Raw genomic sequence first — 12,222 nt, forward strand, 5'->3', positions numbered from 1 at the left:
AAAATATGCTTAAAGAAAATAAAAGAGAAGAAATCACAAAGAACATAGAGAAGGGGGAAGCCCTTGTAGAACAGGTGGCAGATGGAATCTGGCGGATCGGTGTGGAATTGCCGCAGAATCCTTTGCGGGAACTCAACAGTTACCTGATCAAGGGGAAAGAAAACGGGCGCGACCTTCTGATTGACACCGGATTTCGGCGCGAGGAATGCCGGGAGGCGCTGTTTGCCGGGCTTCGGGCACTTGGCAGCAGTCCGGAGCGGCTGGATATTCTTCTGACACACCTGCACTCGGATCACACAGGACTTGCCAGGGAGGCGGCAGGGACGGACAGCCACATCTATATCAGCGGAACCGATCTGGCAATCTTAAAGGACGGTTTTACACCAGAGCGTCCGCTTCGGCTGGCGGAGCAATTCCGTGCCGGGGGATTTCCGGAGGATGAAATGAAGAAAACGCAGGCGCTCAATCCGGCAGTCCGCTATAAGCTGGATCAGGTTGATGACCGTTTTGTTCCGATTGAGGCAGGCTGGAAATACACGGTAGGAGATTACACGCTGGAAATGATCTCCGTGCCGGGGCATACGCCGGGCAATGCGATGTTCTGGGCAAAGAAACAGGGCATCATGTTCACGGGCGATCATATCCTGTTTGATATATCGCCGAATATTACTTCCTGGCTGGAATCGGAGGATTCATTAGGTGATTATCTCGATAGCCTGCGCCTCGCCAGAAAATATCCGGTCCGCCTTGCCTTGCCGGGACACCGGAAGACGGGCGATTATGCAGCGCGCATCGAGGCGCTGCTGGCACACCATGAGCGGCGTCTGGCGGAGACGGAGGCGCTGCTTGCCGAACATCCGGGTATGACGGCATATGAGACGGCTGGAAAGATGCGCTGGAAGATCCGTGCCGCCAGCTGGGAAGAATTTCCACCGTCCCAGAAGTGGTTTGCGGTGGGCGAGTGCATGGCGCATCTGGACTACCTCCGCCTGCGCGGCAGAATCCGCCGGGAGATGGACGGAGAAGTGTGGAGATGGTTCACGGTAACGGCTAAATACTGTTAGAATTAACTAACAATTATTACTATTGACTAACAATAGTCTGACTGCATATAATAATAGTAAAGAAAGCAGTAACTGTTCAGTAGGTCTGCGCATTTACTGCGCTGACCGTACGAAAACATGGACCAGCAGACAAAAATCCCATTGCCGTAGGCAATTTTTAATGGATTTTTGCGCGTGACTGTGAAGGTACTGAACAGTTACAGAAAGCGGAATATCAGTCAGGAGGTCGTTGTATGCAGTCGTTGGCAAAGGTGCAGGCGGGAGAGTCCTGTGAAATCAAGTGGATGTTTGGAAATGCGGATGTGATGAACTTTTTGGAGCGCTATGGAATCAAAGAAGGAAGCCGTATCCGGGTCCTTGGACGTGTGCTGGATGGTCTGATCATCGGAAATGGAAAGGTTCGGCTGGCACTGGGCGATGAAGTGGCAGAGCGGATTCAGGTGTAGGTTTGACGGTGATTGAAAGATTGTCGAAAATGTCATGTATTGAAAGAACGTCGAATCTGTCACGTGCAAGTTTGAGAAGGTCACGTTACTTGACATTTCTTCCCATTTATGCTATTCTACCAGATAGCACAAATGCAATGAACGGAAGTAGTAAGCCGCGAAATTTCTACAGAGAGCTGCCGGATGGTGTGAGGCAGCGGAAGGAAGCCGCCGAACTGGTCCGGGAGCAGCCTGTTGAAAGAAGTGTTTTTGAATACCCGAGTAGACAGAGCCGGTCATCCGCCGTTACAGGACGATGAGGAGCACACGGATTCCGTGTGAAATAGAGTGGTACCGCGCAGTTGGAATTTTCGCCCTGCGTCTCTATACAGGTAATGTAGAGACGCAGGGCGTTTTTGACGTTACCGGATTGAAAGAATGTCCGCAAGGGTTGGATGTTATGCAACTGCCAACGGATCAGTCGATTGCAATAATGAATCATCATTTTAGAGACTGGAGCCGGATTTTGACAGGAAATAGCAAAAAATCAGCGTGGGTTAAGCAGAAAACAGGAGGAACAAAGATGTCACAGTACAATCATACCGCCATTGAGAAAAAATGGCGCGAGAACTGGGAAAAACATCCCATCAATGTAAACGATGGAAAGAAAGAAAAATATTACTGCCTGGATATGTTCCCATATCCGTCCGGAAGTGGTCTGCACGTTGGTCACTGGAGAGGCTACGTTATTTCAGATGTATGGAGCCGTTATCAGCTGCTGCGCGGCAAATACGTGATCCATCCGATGGGCTGGGACGCATTTGGTCTGCCGGCAGAGAACTACGCGATCAAGATGGGCGTACACCCGGCTATCTCGACCGAGTCCAACATTAAAAATATTAAACGTCAGATCAACGAGATCGCAGCCATCTATGACTGGGATATGGAAGTAAATACCACAGATCCGGCATTCTACAAATGGACCCAGTGGATCTTCGTCCAGATGTTCAAAAAAGGCCTGGCATACGAGAAAGAATTCCCGATCAACTGGTGCCCGTCCTGTAAGACAGGTCTGGCAAACGAGGAAGTTGTCAACGGCTGCTGTGAGCGCTGCGGTACCCCGGTTACCAAGAAAAACCTGCGTCAGTGGATGCTCAAGATTACCGCGTACGCAGACCGCCTCTTAAATGATCTGGACAAACTGGACTGGCCGGAGAAGGTTAAAAAGATGCAGACTGACTGGATCGGTAAATCTTACGGTGCAGAGGTTGATTTCGGCGTAGAGGGACGCGATGAGAAGATCACCGTTTACACCACCCGCCCGGACACCCTGTACGGTGCAACTTTCATGGTACTGGCTCCGGAGCACGCGATGGCAAAGAGCCTGGCAACCGATGAGACCCGCGAGGCAGTTGAGAAATACATTTTCGATTCCTCCATGCGTTCCAACGTAGACCGTCTGCAGGATAAGGAAAAGACCGGCGTATTTACCGGAACTTATGCAATCAACCCGATCAACGGTGCGAAGGTTCCGATCTGGCTGTCTGATTATGTATTAGCTGACTACGGTACAGGCGCTATCATGTGCGTACCGGCACACGATGACCGTGACTTCGAGTTTGCAAAGAAATTTAATATCCCGATCATCCAGGTTATCGCAAAAGATGGCAAAGAGATCGAGAACATGACTGAGGCGTATACCGAGGCATCCGGCACGATGATCAACTCTGGCGAGTGGAATGGTATGGAATCTTCCGTACTGAAAAAAGAAGCGCCGGAAATGATTGAGAAGAGAGGTATCGGTCACAAGAGAGTCAATTATAAGCTGCGTGACTGGGTATTCTCCCGTCAGCGTTACTGGGGCGAGCCGATCCCGATCGTACACTGCCCGAAGTGCGGCAATGTACCGGTTCCGGAGGATCAGCTTCCGTTAAAACTTCCGGAGGTAGAAAGCTATCAGCCGACTGGTACCGGCGAATCCCCGCTGGCAGCCATCGACGAGTGGGTCAACACCACCTGCCCGTGCTGCGGCGCTCCGGCAAAACGTGAGACAAACACCATGCCGCAGTGGGCGGGATCTTCCTGGTACTTCCTGCGCTATGTAGATAACAAGAACGATAAAGAACTGGTATCCCGTGAGAAAGCAGACAAATATCTGCCGGTTGATATGTACATCGGCGGTGTTGAACATGCAGTACTGCATCTGCTGTATTCCCGTTTCTACACCAAGTTCCTGTGCGATATCGGTGTTATTGACTTCGACGAGCCGTTCAAGAAGCTGTTCAACCAGGGTATGATCACTGGTAAGAATGGTATCAAAATGAGTAAGTCGAAAGGAAATGTCGTATCCCCGGACGATCTGGTACGCGACTACGGCTGCGATTCCCTGCGTCTCTATGAGCTTTTCGTAGGACCGCCGGAACTGGATGCAGAGTGGGATGACCGCGGTATCGAGGGCGTATCCCGTTTCCTGAACCGTTTCTACAACCTGGTTATGACCAGCAAGGACAAAGATATCAAAGAAACTAAGGAAATGGTTAAACTGCGCCACAAACTGGTATTCGACATTGAGCAGCGTTTCGAGCAGTTCAGCCTGAATACCGTTATCTCCGGTTTCATGGAGTACAACAACAAGCTCATCGATCTGGCAAAGAAAGAGGGCGGCATCGACAAAGAAACCCTCAAGACCTTTACCATCCTTCTGGCACCGTTCGCACCGCATCTGGGCGAGGAGCTGTGGCAGGAGCTCGGCGGAACCGACAGCGTATTCCACGCTTCCTGGCCGGAGTGTGATGCGGAGAAGATGAAGGATGACGAGAAAGAGGTAGCCGTTCAGATCAACGGCAGAGTCCGCGCGACCATTACCGTACCGGCAGACATCTCCAAAGAAGATGCCATCGCCGCTGGTAAGGAGGCTATCAAGGACAAGCTGACAGGAAATATCGTAAAAGAAATTTACGTTCCGGGACGGATTGTGAATATTGTTATGAAATAAATAAAAACGGCATGGGAAGAAGCAGAAGAATCTGTGACTTTTCTGTGCAGATAAGGTCAGCGGCCATACAGGGGAGAAAAACTGTGTGGTCGCTGTTTTTTGCCCGCTCCTTTTTCGCGTGCCTGCTATTTGATTTCCTAAATGATAAAATAAAATTATGTGATTTCAGAAGGGATAGGTGAATATGGGAATGTTTGTCAACCCGGACAATTCGGCATTTCAATCAGCCCTGAATGCAAAAAGCATTCTTGATGAGGAAAAACTCATTTGGAATGCTTTTTTGCTGTCTATACGAAACATTCCACATGAAGCTTCTGGGAGGAAGCGAAGGTGTGGAGTGCTATCGTTCAATAAAATTGTCTAAAAAGTCTACCAATTCAAAAGATAAATTTTATATCATAAATGCAACATAATAGCTTGTAGCTAGAAAAATCAGAATAAAAAATTTCGTAGAATATCTAGTTCTGCGAAAATAAAAGGTTTTATATGCAGAACCCAAATGCCGTATTGACAAAAGCTTCAAAAGCAAAGGGAAATATTATATGAGAATTTCAGAAATTTTTGTTCAGAAATGACGACTTAATAATTTCATAAGAGATTCTTGGGAGAAACTTCTATTGAATTAACCTTGAAAGTATCGTATAATGATTGAAGATTTTCGCAGAACTAGATATTCTGCGAAAATCGCAAACATGAAAGGGAGAACGCCTGTATGTGGTACGTGGTGCAGACACCTGTGGGACGCGAGGCAGAAGCGGCGGAAAAACTGAATCATTTTTATCGGGATAAGGCTGAAAAGCCTTGTTTTGTGCTGTCCAAAGAACGGACCTGGCGGATGGGCGGTGTCTATTATGTAGATACGGAAGTCATGTTTCCGGGCTATGTGTTTGTGGACACGGCGGATGAGCCGGTTTTGGAAGACGGAGTGAAATGTCTGGCGGGGCTGGTTCGATTTCTGAATGCTGGTTCGGAAGCGCATCCATATGGAACGGCAGTCCCCCTAAAAAAAGAGGAAGAGAAATTTCTGAAAGAACTTCTTCGGGAGGATTCTTCTCACACCGTCCGGCGGTTTCTGGTGCGGGCAAATGACGCGGGGGAGATCAAATGGGCGGAAGGAGTGCTTGGTGAGATGCTGCCAAAGATCATCCGGAAGCGGCTGCGGAAACGAATCGTGACGATTCAGGCAGAACTGCTGAACGAAGCACGACAGGTAGAGCTGGCAATCCGGATGGAAGATGATCCGGAGGTAGTTTTCCAAAAGAAAGGAACCCTGAACCCTAAAAATCTTTCAGGAGATTTCCAGAAAAACGATTTTAGCCGGGTATCGGTCTCTGGAAAGAACCCCTCAAAAAAGATAACAAGATTACATGGAGCGGAGAACGATGGAACAAAGCTGGCAGCAGAATAATGAGTATGAGTGTATGAAATATTCGGTTCTGATGCCGGTATATCACAAAGAAAATCCAGCGTATTTCTATCAGGCGGCAGCCAGCATGATGAATCAGACGATTCCTCCAGATGAATTTGTCCTGGTATGCGATGGACCGTTGACACCAGTGTTGGATGAAACGATCCAGACGATTGATCGGGAATGGCCGGGAGTTCTGCAGGTGCTTCGCCTTCCCGTATGCAGCGGAATCGCACGGGCGCTGGCAGCAGGTGTAGAAGCGTGCCGAAATGAATGGATCGCCCGCATGGACAGTGATGATATTGCCTGTCTGGATCGCTGTGAAAAGCAGCTGAGACGATATGCAGAAGAAGCAGTGGGCAAATCGCTGGGAAAGAAAGCAGAACAGGGAAAACTCGGATTTTTGAGCGGAAAAATTGCAGAATTTGCCGCAGCAGAAGTGCCAGAACAGGAAAATGTAGATAACCTAAATGCGCCAGATAGAGGTGAAATTGGAAGTGGGATGAATGGAAAATTGTTTCCGCCGGGCAGAATCACTGGAATTCGGTCACTTCCCTGCCAATATAAAGAAATTTTAACGTTTGCCAGAAAGCGCAATCCGATGAACCATATGGCCGTCATGATGCGGCGTTCAGCTGTGTTGGCGGTGGGAAACTATCATCCGGTTCCGGGGGCGGAGGACTATGAATTGTGGGTCCGTCTTTTGCAGGCAGGATATAAAGCAGAAAATCTTTCGGATATTCTGGTGTATGCGAGAACGGACAATGGGATGATCAAACGCCGCGGCGGTCTGTCCTATGCCAGGGCCGCTCTGAATCTGCAGAAAACGTTTTTTAAAAGTGGATTTTTAAATAGAAGAGAGTATCTGCGAAACTGCGTGATCCGCGTTACTGCAAGTCTGATTCCGGCATCCGTGCGTGGAATACTCTATCAGAAAAAATTGAGAGGAACGCTTTCTGAGGATGCTTAGTGTTCCTATAAAAAGAAACAGGCAGATTACCTGGAATAGAATTACACGTTGGGTTCTGTGGAGTTCGGCCTGAATAAAAACAAAAAGAAGAGGAACTATTTTGAGACAATATGAACCATTCAAACGACTGTTCCGTCTGATAGGTGCGCTGCTCCTGATGGGGGCAGAAGTTGGCGCTTATGGATATGTCTGGAACGGATATTTCAACAAAATGATCGAATTTCCGTTCTGGAGAAGAGGAAACTGGCTGATGATCGCCCTGTATGCGGGACTATTACTATTTTTCCTGCTGACTTACGGGGGATTCCGGATCGGATACCTGAAAAAAGGAAATCTGCTCTGTTCTCAGATCCTTTCGATCGGACTTTTAAATCTGATTACGTATATTCAGATTTCTCTGTTAGATAAAAAATTTCATGATCCCCGGATACTGCTTGGGATGACGGTTGTCCAGCTTTTGATTGCACTGATCTGGACGTTCCTGTTTCAGCAGATATACAGGATTCTGTTTCCGCCAAGAAGGATGCTTTTGGTATGCGGAGACCGTCCGGCCTTTCATCTGATGGAAAAGATTCATTCCAGAGAAGATAAATACTATCTGGAAACAGCCATTCATATCCGGGTTGGCATGAAAGCGATTCTGGAAGAAGCAAAAAAATACGACGCTCTGATCATCGGAGATATTCCGGCGAAGGATCGAAATGCGCTTTTAAAGAAATGTTTTGAGCAGGATATCCGTACCTATACTGTGCCGAAGCTGTCAGACATTCTGATTCGGACTTCGCAGGAGCTGGATATATTTGACAGTCCGCTCCTGTTATCGAGAAATGATGGAATTTCCGATCTTCAGCGATTTATCAAGCGGGCGATGGATTTCATTTGTTCCAGCATCGGAATCGTGGTATTATCCCCATTCTTTCTTCTGGTGGCGCTGTCGATCTACCTGACCGACCGCGGTCCGGTCTTTTACAAGCAGACCCGTCTCACAGAGGGCGGAAAAGAATTTCAGATCTGCAAATTTCGGACGATGATCCAGAACGCGGAGGCAAAAACCGGGGCGAGACTGGCAGCGGAACACGATGACCGGATCCTGCCGGTGGGACATTTCCTTCGGAGAACCCGCCTGGACGAGCTGCCGCAGCTTTTCAATATCTGGAAAGGTGAGATGTCGATCGTAGGACCGCGTCCGGAACGCCCGGAGCTGGCGGCGGAGATCGAGAAAGAAATTCCGGAATTCTGCTACCGCTTAAAGATGAAAGCCGGACTGACCGGATATGCACAGGTCTATGGAAAATACAATACAACGTCCTATGACAAATTGAAACTGGATTTGACTTACATACGAAATTACTCTCTGCTTCTTGACCTGAAGCTCATCCTGATGACACCGAAGATCATGATGCTCAAAGAGAGTACGGAAGGAGTCGCAGACAATGGAAAAGCTTCTGACAGTCGTCATCCCGGCGTATAACGCGGAAAAATATATCACATATACCCTGGATTCACTGTGCGCAGGATGCAAAGACCAGGATTTGAAAAAGAAAAATCAGAGCTGGACAGGAAATGAAACGGAATCAAACATTCAAACCGTATCAGCAAGAATGTCTGATTTTCAACCAGGTATGGATTGGTCCGAATACCTGGAAATATTGATTATAGACGATGGATCAAGGGATCAAACCGGTGCGATTGCTGATCAATATGCGGAGCGCTATCCGACCGTTGTTCGTGTCATTCATAAAGAAAATGGCGGTCATGGATCTGGGATCAACTGCGGCATCCAGAATGCATTGGGGCGGTATATGAAAGTAGTCGATGCCGATGACTGGGTGGATCCGGAGGCATTGGATCATCTGATTGCTGCGCTGAAAAAATGTCAGGATGATGTGCTGGTCAGCGGTTTCTACTGGCGGTTTGACAACGGAAGCGGAGAGGAAAGTTCTTTCCCGAAAAAAGCAGAAATTCCAGAACAATTTCCAGGGGTGAAATATGGGATTTCCTATGAATTCGATGGAATCGCGGATCAGATTTATATGAAAATGCATGGAATTACATGGAAAACAGAGATCCTGCGGCAGATGCCGCTTTCGATCGATGAACACTGCTATTACGTTGATGCCGAATACATCCTGTACCCGATTCCGTGGGTCAAGACAGTATCCTTTATCCCGGACTTTGTCTATCAGTACCGGATCGGCCGGGAAGGACAGAGTGTCAGCCCGGAGAAGATGATCAGGAATAAGGAAAATTATGACAGGGTGATGGAATCCCTGCTGTCATTTTATCGGCTGTATCAGGGCGGAACACTTACCGGAAAAGACGGAAAGAAGCTTCCATGCAGTCAGGAAAAGCTACAGTATCTTGAAAATGGAATCGCCAGGGTGGCAGCTGGGAGAGTGAAGATACTTCTGAGCCTTCCGGCTGGCAAGGAAGTAAAGCATGCATTGATGCAGTTTGAAGATGAATTACTTCGGGACTATCCGGAGATTTACCATGCGAACCGAAATAAGGCGGTGAAGCTGCTGCGGGTAAGCCGGTATGGGCTGTACCGGGCGGCGGTGTGGGCGCTTGGACGGAGCGGAAGGAAATTCTAAAAATGAAGATAGATCCGTCAGAGGTATAAAGACAGATTAGAAACTATATAATCCCAAAACATGGAATGAGGAACGGCAGTTCCTAAAAGGACTGAAAAGGAGACACAGCGGATGCGTCTACAAAATATACGATTTCCGGAAGCAGATATCTGCAGGGAAGAAGAACTGTATTTCCATCGAAATGGAGAATGGGTCGATTTCAATGGATATTTCAACCTTTTCTATATCGAAAAAAGGAAGAAGTACACAAACCAGGAAAGTTTGACGCTGCACCTGGAATTGAATGGCTGTCAGGCAATTCGTCTGATGCTGGATGAGAATATCATTCAGGAAAAGATGCTGACGGGGGGGAAAGAAACTCTGGATCTGGAGTTCCCATATCCGGAGACGGAAAAAGGAGTTTTCTGGTTTTCGGTGAAAAAGATAGGTGCCGGGAAAGAGACAGAATCGGAGAACGTGAAAAACGCGGAGACAGAATCAGCAGAAAATGCAGCTGCCAAAACGATAAAGGATACAAAGAAAAATATCGGTTTTGATATATCAAATCATATAAAAGGCTGGTATGAGGGAACTTGTCGGAATGAAAAACAGGTGCGGATCGCAGCGGTAGTCTGCACGTTTAAGAGAGAGCCGTATGTCCTCCGAAATCTGAAAAGTATCCTGCAATTTCTGGAACGACCGGAAAATGCTTCTTTAAAACTCTGCTATTGGCTGGTAGACAACGGAAGAACGCTTTCGGAACATGAAGAAATCAGCCGCCTGGCAGCCAGATATCCAGAAACCGTTCGAATCATACCAAACCGCAACGTCGGCGGCGCAGGCGGTTTCACCAGAGGCATGATTGAGGCGATCGAGGAAAAAGAACGTCTCGGATTAACGCATGTACAGCTGATGGATGATGATGCCGTCATGGATCCGGAACTGTTTGTGCGGGCGTATGGATTTTTGGGGATGCGGAAGGATGAGTGGGAGGATATCCGCTTGGGAGGTACGCTGCTTCGGGAAGATTATCCGTATATTTGTCAGGCGATGGGAGAGTGGTTTGAAGGATTCAATGTGACTAACCGCCTCGTCATGACAGATATGCGAAGTTTTCGTAACTGCCGGAAACCATTAATTGAAACACCGCAGGACGAATACCGGATGTATTCCGGTTGGTGGTGCTGCTGCTATTCCCTGAATACAGTTCGAAAAGATAATTTGCCGCTTCCGCTGTTTATTCACCGGGATGATATCGAATATGAGATTCGAAACAGAGAGACAGGCATTGTTTTCTTAAACGGATTCAATGTCTGGCATAAAGGGTTTGAAGTGAATTTTCTGGGAACCAACGCATATTACGATGTGCGGAATAACCTGATATTTGCAGCACTGCATGAACCGGATATGTCACGAATTCAGATGTGGAAATGGATCTCTAAATTTATCATAACAGCTGTTTTAAAGATGCGTTATGAAGAAGCCTATTTCTCCTGGCGGGGAATGATAGATTTCATGAAAGGTCCAGAATGGCTGATGGGGACAGACGCAGAGCGGTTGAACAATCAGTTGAGAAAGCATCTTCCGGATACAGAGCCGATGGAATTGGAAGAGCAGCCAACCCTAAAAGAATTACAGAGGTGCTATAACCCGGATCGGAATAAAAAACAGTTTTGGAAAAAGATAACTTTCAACGGCTGGTTCCTGCCAGCAGATAAAGAAGTAGGTATCTTACGTCCGTATGATGCACCGTTTTCGATTTTCCGAAAGAAGCGGATTGAATTGCGGGATACTGGGGCAAAAAAGAAGAGAGTGGCAGTCCGGGAAGAAAGACAGCTTTTCAAAGCAGCTATGTATTGCATAAATACTTGGCGGATTCTGATGGTTCAATATGGAAAAACTCAAAAAGAATATAAGACAAAATACGAAATATTAAAAAATGGAAAGCTCTGGATTGAAAAAATATTAACAAATAGAGGTTAGTATCCATTAGGAGAATTGAGAATGGGAAAGAAGCAAATAGAATTATTTAAAAAATATAAACCACTCATGAAGCAGTTGGTAATAAAAGATATTAAATTGAAATACCGGAGAAGTTTTCTGGGATATATATGGAGCATTCTGAATCCATTAATGATCATGATTATTATGGTAATTGTGTTTCGACAAATGTTTCGCTTTAATATTGAAAACTATCCGGTATATTTGATTATTGGTTCTACATTGTTTAGTTTTATGTCAGATGCAACCAGTCAGGCCATGTGGTCAATTATAGGAAATAGTGCATTGCTAAAAAAGACATATGTACCTAAATATATATTTGCAATATCCAAAATAACAAGCAGTTTCGTAAATACTTTATTTTCTCTTGGAGCTATGTTGATTGTATTTATTGTGTGCGGTGTGAAATTTAATTTTTATATGTTTTGGATTCCGGTTGTGCTGATACAAATTTATATATTTAGTATTGGACTTGGATTGCTATTGGCGCAGGGATGTGTCTTCTTCCGAGATATTCAGCATATCTATGCAGCAGTCTTAACAGCGTGGAATTATCTTACACCAATTTTTTATCCAATTGAGCAGCTTCCAGAACAAGTACAGCATTTAATTAAAATATTTAATCCAATGTATTCATATGTAGTACAATTCCGGACCATTGTTTTAAAAGGAGTATTCCCTGATATTAAGTGGATTCTTTACGGATTTACGGTAGCACTTATATCGCTGGTTGTCGGAAGCATTGTTTTTTCTAAAACACAGGATAAATTTATTTTATATATTTAG

General features: G+C 46.4%; 9 protein-coding genes and 1 other annotated feature. All 9 genes read left to right on the plus strand.

The genetic code is table 11. From position 1 onward, the window contains the following. Window positions 1–5 precede the first annotated feature (5 nt). A complete protein-coding gene (locus DWZ76_RS08485) occupies window positions 6–1,064 on the plus strand; it encodes an MBL fold metallo-hydrolase (RefSeq protein ID WP_118472426.1) in 1,059 nt (352 codons plus the stop codon). A gap of 233 nt (window positions 1,065–1,297) precedes the next feature. Beyond that, window positions 1,298–1,510: a ferrous iron transport protein A gene (locus tag DWZ76_RS08490; RefSeq protein ID WP_022360163.1), complete on the plus strand. Its 213-nt coding sequence runs from the start codon at window positions 1,298–1,300 to the stop codon at window positions 1,508–1,510. A gap of 128 nt (window positions 1,511–1,638) precedes the next feature. Further along, window positions 1,639–1,877 (plus strand) — a binding site (T-box leader). A 195-nt stretch (window positions 1,878–2,072) separates the two neighbouring features. Continuing rightward, the gene (gene leuS, locus DWZ76_RS08495; protein ID WP_022360162.1) at window positions 2,073–4,484 is read left to right on the plus strand and encodes a leucine--tRNA ligase; all 2,412 of its coding nucleotides are present in this window, start codon (window positions 2,073–2,075) and stop codon (window positions 4,482–4,484) included. Window positions 4,485–5,196: 712 nt separating this feature from the next. Next, window positions 5,197–5,892 carry a transcription termination/antitermination NusG family protein gene (locus DWZ76_RS08505; RefSeq protein WP_118472427.1) on the plus strand — a complete coding sequence of 232 codons (696 nt, stop codon included), beginning with the start codon at window positions 5,197–5,199 and terminating at the stop codon, window positions 5,890–5,892. After that, on the plus strand, window positions 5,867–6,862 hold the full coding sequence (locus DWZ76_RS08510; protein WP_182431298.1) for a glycosyltransferase: 996 nt from the start codon (window positions 5,867–5,869) through the stop codon (window positions 6,860–6,862). Before DWZ76_RS08505 ends, DWZ76_RS08510 begins: the two co-directional genes overlap by 26 nt. Window positions 6,863–6,962: 100 nt before the next feature. After that, on the plus strand, window positions 6,963–8,333 hold the full coding sequence (locus tag DWZ76_RS08515) for an exopolysaccharide biosynthesis polyprenyl glycosylphosphotransferase (RefSeq protein WP_118467352.1): 1,371 nt from the start codon (window positions 6,963–6,965) through the stop codon (window positions 8,331–8,333). After that, entirely contained in the window at window positions 8,296–9,456 is a 1,161-nt protein-coding gene (locus DWZ76_RS08520) for a glycosyltransferase family A protein (protein WP_118472429.1), read from the plus strand. Before DWZ76_RS08515 ends, DWZ76_RS08520 begins: the two co-directional genes overlap by 38 nt. 111 nt (window positions 9,457–9,567) lie before the next feature. Next, window positions 9,568–11,418 (plus strand): glycosyltransferase, encoded by a 1,851-nt coding sequence (locus DWZ76_RS08525; RefSeq protein ID WP_118472430.1) that lies wholly within the window; start codon window positions 9,568–9,570, stop codon window positions 11,416–11,418. A 21-nt stretch (window positions 11,419–11,439) separates the two neighbouring features. Beyond that, entirely contained in the window at window positions 11,440–12,222 is a 783-nt protein-coding gene (locus DWZ76_RS08530; protein ID WP_118472431.1) for an ABC transporter permease, read from the plus strand.

Source organism: Clostridium sp. AF35-15, from assembly GCF_003477745.1.
GTDB classification, from domain to species: Bacteria; Bacillota; Clostridia; order Lachnospirales; family Lachnospiraceae; genus Otoolea; species Otoolea fessa.

Coding starts and splice junctions, on each gene's coding strand:
- DWZ76_RS08485 (WP_118472426.1), top strand. CDS start 6: ATGCTTAAAGAAAATAAAAGAGAAGAAATCACAAAGAACATAGAGAAG.
- DWZ76_RS08530 (WP_118472431.1), top strand. CDS start 11,440: ATGGGAAAGAAGCAAATAGAATTATTTAAAAAATATAAACCACTCATG.
- leuS (WP_022360162.1), top strand. CDS start 2,073: ATGTCACAGTACAATCATACCGCCATTGAGAAAAAATGGCGCGAGAAC.
- DWZ76_RS08505 (WP_118472427.1), top strand. CDS start 5,197: ATGTGGTACGTGGTGCAGACACCTGTGGGACGCGAGGCAGAAGCGGCG.
- DWZ76_RS08520 (WP_118472429.1), top strand. CDS start 8,296: ATGGAAAAGCTTCTGACAGTCGTCATCCCGGCGTATAACGCGGAAAAA.
- DWZ76_RS08525 (WP_118472430.1), top strand. CDS start 9,568: ATGCGTCTACAAAATATACGATTTCCGGAAGCAGATATCTGCAGGGAA.
- DWZ76_RS08490 (WP_022360163.1), top strand. CDS start 1,298: ATGCAGTCGTTGGCAAAGGTGCAGGCGGGAGAGTCCTGTGAAATCAAG.
- DWZ76_RS08510 (WP_182431298.1), top strand. CDS start 5,867: ATGGAACAAAGCTGGCAGCAGAATAATGAGTATGAGTGTATGAAATAT.